A 17,362-nucleotide genomic window follows, 5' to 3' on the forward strand; every position below is an offset into this window, starting at 1 on the left:
CGCTCCGCCCCGGGCCCCGTGCCTCTCCTCGGCTCCATCCTCGCGCTCCTCTTCCCCCTCACCTCGGTCTCCCCGCAGCCCTCCGGCCCTTCCCGCCGACGGCCCCCTATCCTTGGCGACACAGCGAACGCGCGTAGAGCAGCAGGAAAGAAGGGAACGACCGTGGTCCAGCCGGACGGAAGTCGGATCGGAAACCCCACCGGGGCCCGGGGCATCGAGGCGTTCATCGCCGGCATGCCCAAGGCGGAACTGCACGTCCACCACGTCGGCTCGGCCTCGCCGCGGGTCGTCGCCGAACTGGCCGCCCGCCACGCCGGGCAGTCGAAGGTGCCGGCGGACCCGGCGGCGCTCGCCGAGTACTTCACGTTCACCGACTTCGCGCACTTCATCGAGGTGTACCTGAGCGTCGTGGACCTGGTCCGCGACGCCGAGGACGTCCGCTCGCTCACCTACGGCGTCGCCGAGGACATGGCGCGCCAGAACATCCGGTACGCCGAGCTGACGATCACCCCGTACTCCTCGGTGAAGCGCGGCATCCCGGAGGTCGCCTTCATGGAGGCGATCGAGGACGCCCGCCTGCGTGCCGAGAAGGAGCTCGGCGTCGTGCTGCGCTGGTGCTTCGACATTCCGGGCGAGGCGGGCCTGGAGGCCGCCGAGGTCACCGCGCGGCTCGCGACGGAGCTGGCGCCGGAGGGCCTGGTGAGCTTCGGCCTGGGCGGTCCGGAGATCGGTGTGCCGCGCCCGCAGTTCAAGCCGTACTTCGACCGGGCGCGCGCGGCCGGTCTGCGCTCCGTCCCGCACGCCGGTGAGACGACCGGCCCGGAGACGGTGTGGGACGCGCTGCGGGTGCTGGGCGCCGAGCGGATCGGCCACGGCACGCAGTCCGTGAAGGACCCGGCGCTGCTGGACTACCTGGGCGAGCACCGGATCCCGCTGGAGGTCTGCCCGACCTCGAACATCGCCACGCGCGCGGTCGAGCGGATCGAGGACCACCCGATCAAGCGGATGGTGGACGCCGGGCTGCTGGTCACGATCAACAGCGACGACCCGCCGATGTTCGGCACGGACCTGAACACCGAGTACGCGGTGGCGGCGCGGCTGCTGGGCCTGGACGAGGCGGGCGTGGCCGGGCTGGCGCGCAACGCGGTGGAGGCGTCGTTCCTGGACCAGGCCGGCAAGGCGCGGCTGGCCGGCGAGATCGACGCGTACCTGGCGGGGTGGCAGCAGGGCTAGTTCCCCGCGTTCTCCCTGCGTTTCCCCTGGTGAACCGCCCTGTCGGCCTCGGCCGGCGGGGCGGTTCCGCGTTGTTCGGCGCCATGTTTCCGGGGGTGGTGCTTGCGTGGTGCTTGCATGGCGCCAAAGTGGTGCCATTAATCGCTCGACATGGCGCCACCCCCGTGCCATAGTTGAGCCATGGACCTCACGCCGTACGTCGAAAACCTTCGGAACGAGCTCGCGGTGGCCGCGGGCACGGGCGGGGAAGAAGCCCGTGCGCTGGCCGAGCGGCTGACGCTGCCGCTGGAGTCGGCCGTGCGGCTCACGCTGCTCAACGCCCTGTCGGCCGCCACGAGTGAGATCACCCGTGAGCTCGCGCCGGGCTCGGTGGACGTGCGGCTGCGCGGCACGAACCCCGAGTTCGTGGTGAGCGTGCCGCCGAGCAGTGACGCCTTCCCGCACGAGGTGGAGCCGGTCGCGCAGCCGATGGCGCCATCACTGGCGCCACTGGTGCCGCCCGTGGCGTCGGAGTCGGACGAGGGCGGCACCGCCCGGATCAATTTCAGACTCCCGGCCCACCTCAAGACGAGGGCCGAGGACGCCGCCGGGCAGGAGGGCCTGTCGCTCAACGCCTGGCTGGTCCGGGTCGTGGCGGGCGCGCTGGAGGGCGGTGAGCCGGTCGCGAGGCCGGCCGTCCAGCCCCAGCCGCAGTCCCGGCGCGGCCGGGGGCAAGGGTTCACCGGCTGGGTCCAGTAACGCTTCTCCACACCACCCGTACGGCCTGCACTGCTTCACACCATCAACGTCACCCCCGCTCCGACCAGCGGGAACAGCCTTCGAAGCCAAGAGGACGGGACAGCCATGCCCACGTACGAGACCAACGGCCCGATCACCGCCGTCATCGAGTTCGACATCGCCTCGGTGCGGATCCGCGCCGGCAAGCGCACCGACGTCGTCGCCGAGGTGGCGCCGTCCAACTCCGCCGTCGAGCTGGACGTCAAGGCCGCGCAGCAGACGAAGGTCGACTTCGCCGGCGGCCGGCTCACCCTGAAGGGCCCCCGCAAGCGCAACGTGTTCGGCCGCGTCGGCTCGGTCGACGTCCTGATCGAGCTGCCGGCCGGCTCGGAGGTCGACGGTGACGCCCCGCTGGCCACCTTCGTCACCGAGGGCCCGCTCGGCGACTGCCGGGTGAAGACCTCGCTCGGCCGGATCCACGTGGAGAGCGCGGCGAACGTCTGGCTCAAGACGGACAGTGGGGACGTCCGGCTGGGCTCGGCCGACGGCGACGCGGAGGTCTCCGGCCTCGGCCGGATCGAGATCGGCACGGTGCTCGGCGCGCTGACGGTCAAGAACAGCACCGGCGACACCGAGGTCCGCGAGGTCCACGGGGAGCTCAGGGCCAACGCCTCCTTCGGCCGGATCGAGGTCGGCACCGCGCACGCCGGGGTGGACGCCAAGACGGCGCACGGCCCGATCCGGATCGGCCGGGTGGAGCGCGGCCGGGTGTCGCTGCAGACGGCCCTCGGGGAGCTGGAGGTCGGCATCGCGGAGGGCACGGCGGCCTGGCTGGACGTGCACAGCAAGCACGGCCGGCTGCGCAACGAGCTGGGCGCGACGGAGGGTCCGGGCGAGGCCCGCGAGACCGTCGAGGTCCGGGCGCAGACCGAAATGGGCGACATCACCGTCCGGCGGGCGTGATGGCGGCGATCTCGGCGGTCGGACTGACCAAGGCGTACGGGGAGAAGGTCGTGCTGGACGGCATCGACCTGGAGATCGCGGCGGGCACGGTGTTCGCCCTGCTGGGGCCGAACGGCGCCGGCAAGACGACGACGGTGGAGATCCTCTCCACACTGATCCCGGCGGACGGCGGGGTGGCCCGGGTGGCCGGGCACGACGTCGTCCGCGAGGGGGACGGAGTCCGGGCGGCGATCGGGGTCACCGGGCAGTTCTCGGCGGTGGACAACCTGCTGACGGCCGAGGAGAACCTGATGCTGATGGCGGACCTCAACCACCTCCGCCGTCGGGAGGGGCGGAGGCGGGCGGAGGAGCTGCTGCGGCGGTTCGACCTGACGGAGGCCGCGCGGAAGCCGGTGTCCACCTTCTCGGGCGGGATGAGGAGGAAGCTCGATCTGGCGATGACGCTGGTCGGGAATCCCCGGGTGATCTTCCTGGACGAGCCGACGACGGGGCTGGATCCCCGCAGCCGGCGCACGATGTGGGAGATCATCCGGGGGCTGGTGGCGGACCACGGGGTGACGGTCTTCCTCACCACGCAGTACCTGGAGGAGGCGGACCAACTCGCTGACCGGATAGCCGTGCTGGACGGTGGCCGGATCGTCGCGGAGGGCACGGCCGAGGAGCTCAAGCGGATCGTCCCGGGCGGGCGGATCCGGGTGCGGTTCGCGGACGCGGGCCAACTCGACGCGGCGGCTGAGCTGTTCGATTACGCGACGGCGGACGCCGAGGGGCTGCGCCTGGACATCCCGGGCGACAACTCGGTGGTCACGGTGAAGGCGGTGCTGGACGCGCTCGACAACGCGGGCGTGCGGGCGGAGTCGCTGGTCGTGGAGACGGCGGATCTGGACGACGTGTTCCTGACGCTGACGGGGGAGGGTGCGCGATGAGTGCGACGTACGTGATGAGCGACTCGCTCACGATGCTGCGGCGGAACCTGAAGCACGCGCTGCGGTACCCGGCGATGACGTTCTCGGTCGTGCTGATGCCGGTGATGATCCTGTCGCTGTTCAACTACGGGTTCGGCGGGGCGCTGGGCGCGGGGATCGGCGGTGGGAACTACATCGACTACGTGGCGCCGGGGATCGTGCTGATGACGGCGACGGCGGGGTCGGTGGCCACGGCGGTGGGCGTTTGCGTGGATATGACCGAGGGGATCGTCAACCGTTTCCGGACGATGGCGATATCGCGGTCGGCGTTCCTGGCGGGGCACGTGGTCGGGAGCGTCATCCAGACGATGGTCGCGCTGGTGCTGGTGATAGGCGCGGCGCTGGCGATGGGGTTCCGGCCGCACGCGGGGTTCGTGGAGTGGCTGGCGGCGGCGGGGCTGCTGGGGTTCGTGACGCTGGCGCTGACGTGGATATCGGCGGGGATCGGGCTGGTGTCGAAGACGCCGGAGAGCGCGAGCAACACGCCGCTGCCGCTGACGTTCCTTCCGTTCATCGGGAGCGCGATCGTCCCGCCGGATTCCATGCCGACGGTGCTGAGGTGGTTCGCGGAGTACCAGCCGTTCACGCCGATCATCGAGACGCTGCGGGGGCTGCTGATGGGGACGGAGATCGGCAGCAGCGGGTGGAGCGCGGTGGCGTGGTGCACGGGCCTGACGGTGGTCGGGTTCGTGTGGTCGAAGAAGGTGTTCTACCGGAGGTGACGGGGGTATCGCCGGTACGGCCCGGGTGACGGAGACGTCGCCCGGGCCGGGGGCGTTGCTACCAGCGGTCGATGCCCATGGTGTTGGCGGCGCTGTGGATGGCGTTGTAGTGGGGGATGGACATGTCCGACTTCTTGTCCTTGGGCGGGAGGTTCTTGTCCTTGGCGCGGAACTCGTCCCGGGCGGAGGCGAGGAGCGAGGTGCCGTAGGAGACGGGGACGTCGGGCTTGCCGTGGACGGGGTGGGACTTGGCGGCCGTCTGGCTGCCGGCGTTGGCGAGGATGTTGCGGGCCTGGTTGTAAGCGGCGGCCTTGACGGTGGAGGGGTTGCGGGTGGAGGAGGAGACGGAGGGGGTAGCGGAGGCCACCGGGGCAGCGACGACACCGAGGGCCGCGATGGTGGCGAGGGAGACGAGAACGTTTCGCATGGTCGTGTTCATGATGGCGTCGCTACCCCGTGGTTAGAGGTCGAACTCCCCGGATCGGATCGCAGCGACCAGATCCCGCCATTCGGCGGTGGTGAGTTGGGCGATGCCATCAGGAACCAGACTGCTACGTATGAGGACACCGTCAGCGGTGATCGCCACCTCAGGGCAATTTCCCGAATTGGCGCAAGCAGCAGGGCGCGTCCAGGGCAGGTGATCCATCGGTTACATCTCCTTCTTGATCTTCGTGATCAGATCGCGGGAGCCTTCAACCGATAGGGATCGCTCAGTCATCTGCTCGACGATTGAGCGGTACTGGTTCAGGTGCTCTGCCGAGTCGAGGAAGATCGGTCCATCCACCGAGTCGTACATGACGGTGTCGAGTCGCGGCACCTGACCATGTGCGTAGTAGATGGCTTGACCAGACCCGATGAAGCCTCCCGATGCGAAGCTGACCACTCGAAGCGTGACGTGTGGCAATTCAGACAACTTCAGCATCCAGTCGAGCTGTTCCCGTGCGACGTCACGTCCGCCGAACTGCATGTGCAGCGCCGCCTCGTGGACGATCGCGGTGTAGGGGTGGGCCCCATCTGCCATCAGCATCGCTGATCGACGCATACGGTGTTCAACGCGAGTCTCCACAACGCGTGGAGTCAGCTTCACCTGGGCCTCTTGGAAGATCGAGCGGCAGAACCGCTCCGACTGCATGGGCCCGGGCGGATGGCTGATCTGATACGAGTGCATCCCAAGCGCGAAGTACTCGAACTCGCAGATGTCGAGGAAGCCCGCCGGAACGATGTCGCGATACTCCTCCCACCATCCCTTGGGCCCTCTGCCGGCCATGGCCGCGAGCGCCTCTACATATGCGGAGTCACCTTCCCCGTACTTGTGGGCGAGGGCCATCACCCGCTCGGGCGTCACGGCGTAGGTGCCCTGCTCGATGAGCGTGATCTTCGTTCGGTCTACGCCGAGGACAGCGGCCGCCTCTGTTGTCTTCGTACCGGCGGCATCGCGCATCTTCCTCAGCTCGATGCCAACCCGCTGCCTTCGTGCGCTTGGTGTAGGTGGCATGTGCCCAAGCATCCACCTGGTCGCTATGGCGAGTCCAGCCGCGTTTAGCGGCACATGTGTTGAAGCATGTCGCACATGTACCGTCCCATGCTCTACAGTCTGTGATGCGGCGCTCACGTAACGGAGCGTCAATCCGCCTGTACCGCTGGGAGAATCCCCATGCGTCACCTCAACTCGCCCTCCCTCACGCTCTCCCGTGAGGCCCTCCGCGAAGCGATGGCCAGGGCCGGATGGCCGCCCTCCGCCATCGCCGACGCCGAACTCGCGCTCGTCGAACTGATCGTCAACGCCTGGCGTCACGGCGAGACGACGTCGCCCGTCGTCCTGATCGTCTTCCTCCGCAACACCCTCCGGGTCACCGTCGCCGACCGCAGCGCGACGCTCCCTGAACCCCGGAACCCCTCCGCCCTCTCCGAGACCGGCCGGGGCCTCCAACTCGTCAAGGGCCTCACCCACCGCTGGGGCGTGGAGCCCCAGAAGCTCGGCAAGACGGTCTGGTTCGAGCTGGACGGTGCCGCGTGAACGCCCTGCATCCGATCCACCCCTCCGACCCCGCGATCCGGCACCTCACCACCCGCCAGATCATCGAGCTGATCGTCGAACTGCGATCCGAGAGCCGCGAATTCGGCCTTCTCTGGCCCTCCGCCAAACCCGGCGAGACCGCGATGAACGGCCGCGTGCTGGTGAACCTCGGCAACATCCCGGCCAGCACGCTCATCAATCTGCTGGCGCTGCTGCGCGACTACAACCGTCACCGGGGCCACCGGTGCTCGGACTGCTGATCCTGATCATCCTGGCGGCCGTCGTCGGGGCGGTCTGCGAAGCCCGGACCCGTGAGGTCCGCAGGCGCCGTTGAGGCATGCTGGTCGCCGTGAACCTCTCCTTCGCCCCGCCGCCCCCGTACGACCTAGGCCCGGACCCGGACCTCCACCTCTGGTTGGCGGAATGGGTCGAGTTGATGCCCGACCGGATCGTCCACCTCGGATCCGACGACGGCCGCAGCCACGGCCGGTTGTGCTGGGACGTGTTGGAGCCGACCGGCCTGCTCCACCCGCACTGTGGACACTGCAAGCACGGGCACGGGGGGCCGCGGGATGTGCGGGCGATGGAGGCCGCGCTGGCGATCGTGGTGTCGCCGGAGGAGGCGCCACCGTGGATCGCCGGCACCCTCATCCGGGACCTCGTGTACCGGGGCGGGGACGGCCCGATGCGACCGGTGGCCGACGCGATCGGCCTCGGGCTGGTGTCACTGCTGGGCCCGGATGCCCAGTGGCGGGCCAACGGCTCGACGGCGTACGGAGAGGGGCCGCGGGGGCGCGTGTCGTGGCGTTCGGTCACCGAGGCGACGTTCGACGCGGCGATCGTCGGGATCGGCAACGGTCACGCGGTGGTGATCGCGGCGACGGGGGAGGACTAGAAGCTGCGGAGATCGTAGAGGTAGGACTTGCCGCCCTTCCAACTGCGCCAGGGCCCAAGGGGCGGGAACGGCTCCTCGCCACCCGTACGCCCCAGCAGTGGCCAGGAGTTGGCAATCCCGTGCGCATCGACGGTGCACCACCCCCGGTCGGGGAACCAGCGGCACCAGAGATCCAGATCGAGCCGCTTGAACGAGGGTTTGCCGTTGAAGTCACCGTCACGGAGGAACCGATACGTCAGGCCATCCACCCGCCGAACGAACTCGATCAACAAGGCACCCCACCTCCTCTCCCGAAGCGCCCAAGATAGCCCCCACCCCACCCGACTTCGCGCACAATTCGCACCCCCTCAAGCGGCCCGTCCGCCAGCCACCGAAGGCCCGACGCAGCGCGAGAAGTCGGCCAGTCCGACTTCCTGTGCGATCCCCACACCGCGCGCGTCCCCATCCCGTCAGCTCGGCGAGACACAGGAAGTCGGCCGGTCCGACTTCCTGCACCAGGTCGCGGGCCTCATGCACGCTGCCCGCCGCCGCTCCGAGGGCAACTGGCGCCCAGCAGGCGCGGCGACCGGGCCGCTGCACGTGGCCAGAAGCCCGCCGCGGCGCAGGAAGTCCGCTGGGCCGACTTCCTGCACAATCCGCCGAAGAAGAAAGGTTCCTGCCCCCTTGGCCAAGGCCGCCCTGGCGTAGGAAGTCGACGCGGCCGACTTCCTACGGGGCGCTTGTCCCGGCATCTGCCCGGTAGGCGGCTGGTTGGGGCCCGCGTGAGAAGTCGACTCGGCCGACTTCTCGCGCGCCTGGACGTGCCAAGGCAGAAGAAACGCTCCTGTCGCCGCCGTACGTGGCCAGGTCCGTCCGCTGTCGGCGCCCGGCGTGGGAAGTCCGCTGGGCCGGCTTCCCGTGCGATCCGCCGAAGAAGAAAGGTTCCTGCCGCGTCGGCTGAGGATGCCCTGGCGTAGGAAGTCGACGCGGCCGACTTCCTACGCGGCCCTTGTCGCGGGATCTTCCTAGTGCCGCATCAGGCAACGTTCGCCCTGGTGACGACTTCGCGTAGGCGCTCGTCGGCGGCGTGCTTGTTCCGCCAGATGATGCAGCGGCGGATCATACTGCCCTGTTCTTTGTGGCTGGCGTGGTCGGTGCCGTCGAGGGCGAAGTAGCGAAGGGCGGTGAACTGGGCCTCGATCCGGTTGAGCCAGGAGCTGTTGGTCGGGGTGTAGGCGATCTCCACGTTGTTCGCCGCCGCCCACGTCCCGACCCGCTGGCACCGCTTCGTCGTCAGGTGCGGCGAGTAGTTGTCGCAAACGATCGCGATCCGCACTTCCGCGGGGTGCAGTGAGCGCGGGTAGCGGCAGAACTCCAGGAACTTGGAGCGGTTCCTGGTCTTCTTGACGTGGCCGTAGAGCTGGTCCTTGGCGAGGTCGTATGCGGCGAACAGGTGCCGGACGCCGTGCGGTCGCGTATAGGTGGCCCGCCGCCGCGTTCGGCCCACTGCCGGCCCGGGTGCGGTTGGAGGTTGAGCGGGCCGAAGTCGTCCGGGCAGAAGACGTCTTCGGGCTCGCCCTCTTCGGGAATGACCTCGCCGTCGGCGATCGCGTAGAGGTGTTCGACCCGGGCTTTCTTGGCTGCGTAGTCGGGATCCTTCGAGGTCTTCCAGGTTTTCACGCGTTGAAACGAGACGCCCTCCTCGCGGAGCAGGACCCGAAGGCCCTCGTGGCTGATGTCGTCGACCACCCCCTCCGGCGACCAGGAAGTCGGCCAGCTTGGCCAGGCTCCAGGTCGAGAACGGCGGGCCGTGCTCGGCCGGCTTCGGCTTGGCGATTTTCTTGGTCTCCCGGCGCTCGGGCAGCGTGAACGTCCTCGGTCGTCCGCCCTTGTATTTCGGGTAGAGCGGGTCGAAGCCGTCGGTGTTGAAGTTGTGGATCACGTCGCGGACCCGGTCCGCGCTGGTGAACGTGACCTCGGCGATCTTCGCCACGGGCATTCCCTGGGCCGACAGCAGCACCATCCGGGCCCGCCGCCAGGTCACCACCGACCCAGTGCCCCGGCGGACGATCCGCAGCAACCGCCCGCCCTCGCCATCATCAATCTCACGGACCCTTACTCGTTCTGCCATGCACCAACAGCCTCGCGTCAGGAGCGGACGGGGACAGGAGCGCCTTCGGTGTGCGCTACCCGGCGCGGCGCCGCCGTAGCTCCTCCAGCCACTCTCGTACCTGCTCGTCGTTGTGCAGGTACGGTTCCTCGGGCCCCGGCCGCAAATCGATCCCGTGGAGGTGCTCCAGCGCCCACAGTGACAGGTCGTCCCATTCCAATTCGTCATCGAGGAACCAACGCCCGGCCCACCGGTCGGCTGCATCCCGGCTTACGCGTCCGTCGGCCACAGCAGAGAACCACGACTCGATCTCGTCCAGGTCTGGCTGATCTCTTCCACTCACGGCCTCACCGTATCCAGGCCAGGCAAAGGCTGTCTGACGCGGCACTAGTGGGCCCCGGTGGGGTGAATCTGCCGTGCTGGCGGCTGGTTGGGATCCGCACGAGAAGTCGACCCGGCCGACTTCTCGTGCGCCCGGACTTGCCAAGGCAGAAGAAGCGTTTCTGCCGCCGTGCGTGGCCAGGTCCGTCCGTTGTCGGCGCCCGCAGGAGCCCGTGCCGGCGTAGGAAGTCCGCTGGGCCGACTTCTCGTCCAATCCGCCGAAGAAGAAAGGTTCCTGCCCCCTTGGCCAAGGATGCCCTGGAGTAGGAAGTCGACGCGGCCGACTTCCTACGCGGCGCTCGTGCCGGCACCTGCCCGGTGGCCCCGGTGGGGGTGCATCTGCCGTGCCGAGGGCTCACCCGAGAAGTCGGCCGCGTCGACTTCTTGCGCAGACGGCTCGCCTTACGCGCGCTGCTCGGATCGCCTCTCCGGCGAACTGGGCTCCCGAGTGGGGCCCGGTGCTCAATGGGTGCGTCGAACGGCCGTTGTCCGTCCGTTGGCCGGTGAGGTTGGCCAGCAAAAGCCCAGCGCAGCCGACCGCTTCGATAGCACACAGGAAGTCGGCCGGTCCGACTTTCCGCGCGTGCCGCATGCCTCACTCTTGCACTGCTCGCCGCCACTCCGACGGGCTGAGTCCTCGGGCGCGCTTGAACGCGACGCTGAACGCGAAGGCGTCCTCGTAGCCGACGTCCCGTGCCACGGCCGCGATGGTGTCGTCGCCGTTTCGGAGGAGGTTCGCGGCCAGGTCCATCCGCCAGCCGGTGAGGTAAGTGAGCGGCGGCTCGCCCACCAGCGTGGCGAACCGTGCCGCGAACGCGGCCCGCGACAGCCCGACCCGTCCGGCCAGTTCGGCGACCGTCCAGCGGTGGGCCGGTTCTTCGTGCAGGAGCCGCAGTGCGTCGCCGACGGCCGGGGTCGCCAACGCGCGGAACCAGGAGGGGGATTGGGCCTCCGGTCGGGTGCACCACGCGCGGAGGGCGAGCACCAGGACGAGGTCCAGGAAGCGGTTCAGGACCGCGTCCTGCCCGGGCTCCTCCTCGGCGACCTCGGCGGCGAGCAGGTCGAGCGCGCCGCGGGTTCGGGGGCCCGCAGGTACGACGGCCAGCGGCGGGAGCATGCCCAGTAGGCGGCCGCCGAAGTCGTCGCGCAGGTCGTACGCGCCACGGAGCAGGGTGGTGGCGCCGGGTAGCCCGTCGCCGTACGTGCGCGGGGCGAGGTTCTGATGCGCCGGGCCATTGAGGTACTGCTTCACGCCGGCGCGGATCACCACCTGGGGCGGGGTGTCAGGACCGTCGGCGATCGTGTACCGGCCGACTCCCGTGATCAGCGCGATGTCGCCGGCGGTGAGCCGCACCGGGGGCGTACCCGGTTCCTCGTCGAGCCGGATCGACGCGTGCCCGCCGAGTGCCGCGATGACGGTGAGGGGCGGGGGATCGGCGAAGGTCATCGACCAGGGCGGGCGCTGCACCAGTTGCCGCACCTGGGCGTTGCTCGCGCGGGCCCGGTGGAGGAGATCACTGAGGACGTCCATGGCGGCTCACGCTAGACGATCGCAAAGGGGACGGCGACGATCTCCCATGGATCGTCTGCCCCCAGCGGGATTTCCTGGTGGGCATGCAGACATTCCTCGTTCTCGGCGGCACGGGCACGACCGGCCGCCGCATCGCCCGCCGCCTGCGTGCCTCCGGTCACCCCGTTCGTACGGCTTCTCGCAGCGGCGGCGACGTCCACTTCGACCTTGGCGACCCGGCGAGTTGGGCGCCGGCACTGGACAGCGTCCGCGCCGCCTACCTGATGGAGCCCGACCTCCGTCCGGGCGCCGACCGCCACGAACGCCTCCCGAGGCTCGTCGCCGAAGCCGTGGCGGCGGGGGTGCGGCGCCTGGTGCTGCTCTCCGCCCACGGGGTCGGCGAGGCGGGTGACGACCACCCGCTGAAGGCCGCCGAGCAGGCGGTGCGCGAATCGGGTGTGGAGTGGACGGTGCTCCAACCCGGCTGGTTCGCGCAGAACTTCAGCGAAACGTTCTGGCTCCCGGGCATCGAGGCCGGAAACCTCGCCCTCCCCGCCGGGGACGGGCGGACGCCGTTCATCGACGCCGAGGACATCGCCGACGTGGCGGTGGCCGCCCTCACCGCCGAGGCCGGCCACAACGGCCAGACGTACCAACTGACCGGCCCCCGCCCGCTCGGCTTCGCCGAAGCCGTCGAGCGGATCGCCACCGCGGCAGGCCGCCCGATCAGCTACACCCCCATCGCGCCGGAGGCGTACCTGGAACTCCTGACCGCCCAGGGCACCCCGCCCGCCGTCGCCCGCCTCTTCACCAACCTGCTCATCGACATCCGCGAGGGGAGGGGCATCACCGTCTCGGACGGCGTTGAACGAGCCCTCGCCCGCCCGCCCCGCTCGTTCGAGGACTTCGTCGCCGGCAGTCGGCTCAGCCGCAATCCACGTACGCCGAGGCGACCGTGACGGGCTGGGTGCTCCCGGGAGCGGTGAGGTCGGTGAGGGGCCCGTTGGCCCACTTCGCCTCCCCGCCGAGGTCCCGCTCGGGGAACAGCCCGACCGCACAGTCCTCGCCGGCGGGGAGGGGCGTACGGACCGACTTGGCCTGCACCGGGGGCGTGATGCCGGTGATGTCGGAACCCCGAAGCCGTGACAGCGGCCCCTGCCACACGATGGCCCCGCGCCCGCCCTTCCCCGAGTACAGACACACGTTCGCCTTGGCGCACCCCTCGGCAGCCTGAGCAGCCGGCCCGAACGCCAGCGGCGCGCCGAGCAGGGCGGCCGAGGTCAGGCAGGCGGCGAGGGTTCGTATCCGTCGCATGTGGATCATTGCTCCCAGGATCCGTGCGGGCCCCACGGCGGGCCCGCAAAGTGTCGCCATACTGACATGTACATCGCCGTGATTTCCCTCGATGTGTCCGCGCTTTCTCCCGCTCGGCGTCGGAAGCCGAGCCGTGCATCGGTGCCCACGCACGAGAAGTCGAACCCGCCGACTTCTCGCGACTGCAGAAGGGGGAACGTTCCTGCGCATGCCGGAAACGGTGGGCGCTGCATCAGAAGTCGATCCTTCCGACTTCTGATGCAGCGCCGCCTCGCTCCCTCGGCTGCGAGGGATGCCGGGGCTGTGGGGGCTGTGGGGGCTGTGGGGGGCTGCGCGAAAAGTCGACCTCACCGACTTCTCGCGCGGAGGTCGGCCGTTGCTCAGCTGCCCGTGTCAAAACGCGCCTGCTGGCTGCCGCGAGCTGAGGCGCCGGCAAGAGGCGTCATGCGCGGAAGGCCGGCTGCGTGGCCAAGTGATCCGGCCCGCGCGAGAAGTCGACCCAGCCGACTTCTCGCGCCAGGACCGCCCGGGAGGCAGAAACGTTCCCGCAGTCGGCCAAGGAGCGCTTTGCGCGAGAAGTCGATATGGCCGACTTCCTGTGTGGCGTCCACGGGAGGCCCGCTCGGTGGTCTGGGTGGGGGTGCTTCTGTTGTGCTGGTGCACGGTTGGGTCCTGCGTAGGAGGTCGACCTCGCCGACTTCCTGTGCGGTGTTCGCCTTGGGGCCTGTTCGGTTGTGTCGGGGGGTCCGCGCGGGAAGTCGATGTGGCCGACTTCCTGTGCGGCGTTCTCCGGGAGGCCCGCCCAGTGGTCTCGGTGTCGGTGCTTCTGCTGCGCCGGCGTGTGGTTAGGTCCTGCGCGGGAAGTCGACCCAGCCGGCTTCCTGCGCACGGGGCCTCGGGCGGCCGGCCGCGGATCCAGGAGGCGGTGGCCTGCCCGGGGATGCGATGCCTGTCGGTGGGCGCGAGAAGTCGGCCGAGTCGACTTCTCGCTTTCTCGCTCAACCGGCCACCCGCACCACGTACTTGCCCGTCGCCCTCCCCGCCTCCATGGCGTCGTGGGCGGCGGGGACGTCGGTGAGGTCGGCCAGTTCGGTGACGGGGAGGGGGAGGTGGGCCCCGGCGAGGAAGTCCATGGCTCGGCGGATCGCGCGGGCCAGCTTCGCGGGGGCGGTGGCGGCCAGGCCGCGGTGGCTGAAGCCGGTGACGGTGAGGTTGCCGGCCATGAGGCGGCCGAGCGGCGGCAGGGCGTCGACGGCGCCGCCGCCCGCGTTGCCGAAGAGGACGATCCGGCCGCCGGGGGCGGCGAGGTCGAGGTCGGTCGGCAGGGCCGAGGTGCCGAGCGGGTCGAGGATCAGGTCGACGCCCTGCCCGTCCGTGGCCTTCCGGACGGCCTCGACCAGGTCCTCGTCGCGCGCGAACGCCGCGTCGTACCCGGCCGCGACGGCCGCCGCGGCCTTCTCCGGCCGGCCCACCGTGCCGAGCAGCCGGCCCCCGCCCAGCAGTGGCACCAACTGGGCGACGGCGCTGCCGATCCCGCCGCCCGCCGAGTGCACGAGCACGGTGTCGCCGGCGGTGAAGCGTCCCGCGTCGGTGAGCAGCAGGACGGACGTGGCCAGGCCCAGCGGGACGGCCGCGGCCTCGCGCAGCCCGACCCCGTCCGGGACGGGCACGGTGAGCGCGGCCTCGGCGACGGCGACCTCCGCCAGTCCGCCCCCGACCGGTGCGGCCACGACCCGGTCGCCGACCGCGAGCCCCGTGACGCCCTCGCCGAGCGCCCGGACCGTCCCGGCCACCTCCTTGCCCGGCAGGTACGGCCACTCGGAGGTGTAGCCGCCGTCGCCGCGCCGCGCCATGACGTCGACGAAGTTGAGTCCGGCGTAGGCGACGTCGACGGCCACCTGCCCGGGGCCGGGCTTCGCCGTCTCGACGTCCTTGACCTGCGAGTTCTCCGCCCCGCCGGGTGCGGTCATCACGAGTGCGCGCATGTCGGTTCCCCCTGGAGCTACGATGTTCTACGAACGACGAAATTAGCACCACTCATCTTCGATGTTTGTCGAACATCGAAGGAGGACGCCGAACCTGGAGGCCCACCCGTGCCCCGCAGCACCAGCCGCCGCCGGACGGCGCTCGCGCACCCGGAAGTCGAGGACATCGACCTGCTCGACGTGCTGCACGCGCTCTCCGACCCCACCCGGATGACGATCGTGCGCACCCTCGCCGCCGAGCCCGAGCGCGCCTGCGGCACCTTCCCGGTGGACGTCGCGCCGTCCACGCTCAGCCACCACTTCAAGGTGCTGCGCGAGTCCGGCCTCATCCGCCAGCGCGAGGAGGCCAACCGCCGCCTCACCGCGCTGCGTTCGGCCGATCTGGAGGCGCGTTTCCCGGCCCTGCTGGCCACCGTCCTCGCCGCGTACGAGAGCGCCGAGTACGAGAGCACCACGTACGAGAGCGCCGCCGAGTCCGTGGAAGAGCCCCTGGAAGAGCCCGTGGAAGAGCCTGTGGAAGAGCCCGGCGGCGCCTGATCCCGAAGGTGCCGAGCTCAGCGCCGGCGCCAGACCGTCCACCCCTGCTGCCGGTCGACCCGCTCGACGAACCATTCGGCCGGATGCCCCGGCCAGGCCGCCTCCGGCTCCGCGCCCTCGGTGGCCGGGGGCATGACGACCGCCGTGGCCGCCGCGGGGATCGGCCGGTTGCGCGGGTCGAGGTACCAGACGCGGCCCCGGTAGACCTCGAAGGCCTGCGTGCTGCGGATCCCCCAGTCGCCGTCCCAGCTGAACACGACGCTGTCGTCCGGGTGGAGGCCGGCCCGCTCGGTGAAGCCGGTGGCGAGGCTCCGGCGCCAGTTCGAGTGCGGGTAGCTGATCCGGTCGGTGATCGTGACGGTGGCGAACCCGGCGAACAGTGCCAGCGCGACGGCGAGCCAGACCGCCCGGCGCGAGGTGATCGTCCGCAGCAGGACCACGAGGCCGAGCACGACGAACGCGACGGCGGTCGTCCGCATGATGTGCAGCGAGCTCCAGTCGCCGCCGAGGAACAGGGCGTCCGGCATGCCCCAGGCGACGAAGGCCTGCGTCTTGAGCAGCGGGCCGGCCGACAGCACCACCGCACCCCCGAGTGCCAGCGTGAGCCCGGCCGCCCCGGCCAGGGTCCGGCCCAGGGCGCGCCCCCGGAGTCGGGCCAGCGCCGCGCTGCCGATCACGAAGGCCGCCGGGACGAGGCACGCCGTGTAGCGGGCGTACACCCAGTCGTCGATCCGCTTGTCGTCCGGCAGTGCGGCCGCCGCCGCCAGCGCGGTGCCGACGAGCAGCGCGACCAGCAGCCCGCCGACGACCCGGTACGGCCGGGTGACGCGCTTGTCGAAGACGGCGAACAGGCAGATCACGACGGCCACTCCGGCGACTCCCCAGGTGGAGATGATGACGTACCAGATCTGGCCGGCCGTCCGGGTCAGGGTCCGCGAGGCCGCCTGCGGGTCGGTCAGGCCCTTCCACAGGAAGCCGCCGACGTCGCTGGCCGGCACGGTGAACCGCGCGCGTAGCCAGGAGTCCAGCAGCTTGGCGCCGAGGACGCCCGCCCCCAGCGAGCCGAGGCCCGCCACCGTCGAGCGCCACGGCGCCCAGCGCAGCAGCAGGACCCCGGCGAACACCACGCCGGTGAGGGCGACGACGACGCCGCCGCGGTCGTGCGTGGCCATCGCGTAGGCGGCGGTCAGCCCGGCGCCGGCGGCGTGCCACGCGCGGCGGCGGGTCGTGCCGTCCGCGAGCCAGCCGTGCAGGCAGAGCAGCCAGGCCAGGACGAGGACCGGCATGACGGTGTCCGTCAGCGCGAACTCCGAGTAGAAGACGAGCGGCGGCAGCAGCGCCGTCGCGGCGGCGAACGCGTAGGCCTGGGGCCGCCCGAGGCCGAGGCGGCGCAGGCCGACCCAGGCCAGGGGGAAGACGAGTGCGTTGAGCAGGGCGTTGATGCCCATCACGAGGTGGTAGGCGGTGGACGGGTCGTCGGCGATGCGCAGGGCGGGGGAGATGAGCAGCGGGTATCCGCCCGGGATGACAACGCCGACGGGCATCTCGGTCGTGGGGTGTCCGGCCAGGACCCGGGCGAGGACGAGGTACGACTCCTCATCGGGGTGGACGGACGGGTAGCTGAAGTCCCGCACGAGGTAGAGCCGGAACAGGACCTCGGCGAAGTACCCGGCGAACAGCACCCAGATCCGGAGCCAGCGTCTCGGGTCGGTCCGGCGCTCCGTGCGGTGCGGAGCGCCCTCGGCGATCCGGTCCTCGTCGGTGGCCGGTGCGGACGTCAGTTGCATGTGCCAACCCCTCCCCTGGTGATGCGGCTGTGTGCGCGGGTGTGTGCGCGGGGCGGGGCCGCCCCTGATGTCGCCCGACTATATATGTCGTCCAGCGTCATATGTAGTCGAGGTGGTCGAGGGGGTCGTTTCCGGCGGGTCCGAGGGGTCGAAAAGAATCTTGAGAAACGCCTGCAACCGATCGCCGGGATGAACGTCTATGTCAGTGAGAAGCAGGGAGCCACGATCAAACTCCCGGGGCGCGCGG

General features: G+C 70.4%; 19 protein-coding genes and 1 pseudogene. 10 read left to right on the forward strand and 10 right to left on the reverse strand.

Annotation, left to right across the window (positions count from 1 at the left end):
- Positions 1 to 162: 162 nt before the first annotated feature.
- The 5 genes from ACFXDE_RS05975 (at position 163) to ACFXDE_RS05995 (ending at position 4,600) form a co-directional block, all read left to right on the forward strand.
- Positions 163 to 1,233 carry an adenosine deaminase gene (locus ACFXDE_RS05975; protein WP_380491298.1) on the forward strand — a complete coding sequence of 357 codons (1,071 nt, stop codon included), beginning with the start codon at positions 163 to 165 and terminating at the stop codon, positions 1,231 to 1,233.
- Positions 1,234 to 1,413: 180 nt separating this feature from the next.
- Positions 1,414 to 1,971: a hypothetical protein gene (locus ACFXDE_RS05980; RefSeq protein ID WP_380491300.1), complete on the forward strand. Its 558-nt coding sequence runs from the start codon at positions 1,414 to 1,416 to the stop codon at positions 1,969 to 1,971.
- A gap of 105 nt (positions 1,972 to 2,076) precedes the next feature.
- Positions 2,077 to 2,913, forward strand: a complete 837-nt coding sequence (locus tag ACFXDE_RS05985; RefSeq protein WP_380491302.1) for a DUF4097 domain-containing protein — start codon at positions 2,077 to 2,079, stop codon at positions 2,911 to 2,913.
- Complete coding sequence (locus ACFXDE_RS05990) at positions 2,913 to 3,839, forward strand: ATP-binding cassette domain-containing protein (protein ID WP_380491304.1); 927 nt, start codon at positions 2,913 to 2,915, stop codon at positions 3,837 to 3,839. The genes ACFXDE_RS05985 and ACFXDE_RS05990 overlap by 1 nt, the downstream gene beginning before the upstream one ends.
- Positions 3,836 to 4,600: an ABC transporter permease gene (locus tag ACFXDE_RS05995; protein ID WP_380491307.1), complete on the forward strand. Its 765-nt coding sequence runs from the start codon at positions 3,836 to 3,838 to the stop codon at positions 4,598 to 4,600. The genes ACFXDE_RS05990 and ACFXDE_RS05995 overlap by 4 nt, the downstream gene beginning before the upstream one ends.
- 58 nt (positions 4,601 to 4,658) lie before the next feature.
- Here ACFXDE_RS05995 and ACFXDE_RS06000 read toward each other — a convergent pair whose 3' ends face one another.
- From ACFXDE_RS06000 to ACFXDE_RS06010, 3 genes are read right to left on the reverse strand one after another with little or no spacing between them, the layout of a single operon-like run.
- Positions 4,659 to 5,027, reverse strand: coding sequence for a hypothetical protein (locus ACFXDE_RS06000; RefSeq protein WP_380435166.1), 369 nt, complete (start codon positions 5,025 to 5,027; stop codon positions 4,659 to 4,661).
- Positions 5,028 to 5,060: 33 nt separating this feature from the next.
- The gene (locus ACFXDE_RS06005) at positions 5,061 to 5,246 is read right to left on the reverse strand and encodes a DUF397 domain-containing protein (protein WP_380491309.1); all 186 of its coding nucleotides are present in this window, start codon (positions 5,244 to 5,246) and stop codon (positions 5,061 to 5,063) included.
- A gap of 3 nt (positions 5,247 to 5,249) precedes the next feature.
- Complete coding sequence (locus tag ACFXDE_RS06010) at positions 5,250 to 6,107, reverse strand: helix-turn-helix domain-containing protein (RefSeq protein WP_380491311.1); 858 nt, start codon at positions 6,105 to 6,107, stop codon at positions 5,250 to 5,252.
- A gap of 147 nt (positions 6,108 to 6,254) precedes the next feature.
- On the opposite strand from ACFXDE_RS06010, the gene ACFXDE_RS06015 reads away from it, so the two are divergent.
- The 3 genes from ACFXDE_RS06015 to ACFXDE_RS06025 all read left to right on the forward strand — a co-directional run bounded on the left by ACFXDE_RS06015 (position 6,255) and on the right by ACFXDE_RS06025 (position 7,512).
- Positions 6,255 to 6,617: an ATP-binding protein gene (locus tag ACFXDE_RS06015; RefSeq protein WP_380491313.1), complete on the forward strand. Its 363-nt coding sequence runs from the start codon at positions 6,255 to 6,257 to the stop codon at positions 6,615 to 6,617.
- The gene (locus ACFXDE_RS06020; RefSeq protein WP_380435168.1) at positions 6,614 to 6,877 is read left to right on the forward strand and encodes a hypothetical protein; all 264 of its coding nucleotides are present in this window, start codon (positions 6,614 to 6,616) and stop codon (positions 6,875 to 6,877) included. The genes ACFXDE_RS06015 and ACFXDE_RS06020 overlap by 4 nt, the downstream gene beginning before the upstream one ends.
- Before the next feature lie 77 nt (positions 6,878 to 6,954).
- Entirely contained in the window at positions 6,955 to 7,512 is a 558-nt protein-coding gene (locus tag ACFXDE_RS06025) for a hypothetical protein (protein WP_380491315.1), read from the forward strand.
- Here ACFXDE_RS06025 and ACFXDE_RS06030 read toward each other — a convergent pair.
- From ACFXDE_RS06030 to ACFXDE_RS06045, 4 genes and pseudogenes are all read right to left on the reverse strand, one after another.
- Entirely contained in the window at positions 7,509 to 7,784 is a 276-nt protein-coding gene (locus tag ACFXDE_RS06030; RefSeq protein WP_380491317.1) for a hypothetical protein, read from the reverse strand. The genes ACFXDE_RS06025 and ACFXDE_RS06030 overlap by 4 nt on opposite strands.
- Before the next feature lie 743 nt (positions 7,785 to 8,527).
- Positions 8,528 to 9,622: pseudogene (locus ACFXDE_RS06035) on the reverse strand (IS630 family transposase).
- Between the two features lie 55 nt (positions 9,623 to 9,677).
- Positions 9,678 to 9,821, reverse strand: a complete 144-nt coding sequence (locus ACFXDE_RS06040) for a hypothetical protein (RefSeq protein ID WP_380491319.1) — start codon at positions 9,819 to 9,821, stop codon at positions 9,678 to 9,680.
- Between the two features lie 756 nt (positions 9,822 to 10,577).
- Positions 10,578 to 11,513: an AraC family transcriptional regulator gene (locus ACFXDE_RS06045; protein WP_380491321.1), complete on the reverse strand. Its 936-nt coding sequence runs from the start codon at positions 11,511 to 11,513 to the stop codon at positions 10,578 to 10,580.
- Between the two features lie 83 nt (positions 11,514 to 11,596).
- Between ACFXDE_RS06045 and ACFXDE_RS06050 the strand changes: the two genes are divergently transcribed.
- Positions 11,597 to 12,451, forward strand: coding sequence for an NAD(P)H-binding protein (locus ACFXDE_RS06050; RefSeq protein ID WP_380491323.1), 855 nt, complete (start codon positions 11,597 to 11,599; stop codon positions 12,449 to 12,451).
- On the opposite strand, the gene ACFXDE_RS06055 is transcribed toward ACFXDE_RS06050, so the two are convergent.
- Both ACFXDE_RS06055 and ACFXDE_RS06060 read right to left on the reverse strand, forming a co-directional pair.
- Positions 12,417 to 12,806 (reverse strand): hypothetical protein, encoded by a 390-nt coding sequence (locus ACFXDE_RS06055; RefSeq protein ID WP_380491325.1) that lies wholly within the window; start codon positions 12,804 to 12,806, stop codon positions 12,417 to 12,419. The genes ACFXDE_RS06050 and ACFXDE_RS06055 overlap by 35 nt on opposite strands.
- Positions 12,807 to 13,804: 998 nt before the next feature.
- Positions 13,805 to 14,791 (reverse strand): zinc-binding alcohol dehydrogenase family protein, encoded by a 987-nt coding sequence (locus ACFXDE_RS06060; RefSeq protein WP_380491327.1) that lies wholly within the window; start codon positions 14,789 to 14,791, stop codon positions 13,805 to 13,807.
- Positions 14,792 to 14,899: 108 nt separating this feature from the next.
- On the opposite strand from ACFXDE_RS06060, the gene ACFXDE_RS06065 reads away from it, so the two are divergent.
- The gene (locus tag ACFXDE_RS06065; RefSeq protein ID WP_380491329.1) at positions 14,900 to 15,328 is read left to right on the forward strand and encodes an ArsR/SmtB family transcription factor; all 429 of its coding nucleotides are present in this window, start codon (positions 14,900 to 14,902) and stop codon (positions 15,326 to 15,328) included.
- 17 nt (positions 15,329 to 15,345) lie between these two features.
- Here the strand turns inward: ACFXDE_RS06065 and ACFXDE_RS06070 are convergent, their stop codons facing one another.
- Positions 15,346 to 17,115 carry a hypothetical protein gene (locus ACFXDE_RS06070; RefSeq protein WP_380491331.1) on the reverse strand — a complete coding sequence of 590 codons (1,770 nt, stop codon included), beginning with the start codon at positions 17,113 to 17,115 and terminating at the stop codon, positions 15,346 to 15,348.
- Positions 17,116 to 17,362: the final 247 nt, after the last annotated feature.

Origin of the sequence: Kitasatospora sp. NPDC059408, assembly GCF_042751525.1 — a bacterium.
GTDB lineage: Bacteria > Actinomycetota > Actinomycetes > Streptomycetales > Streptomycetaceae > Kitasatospora.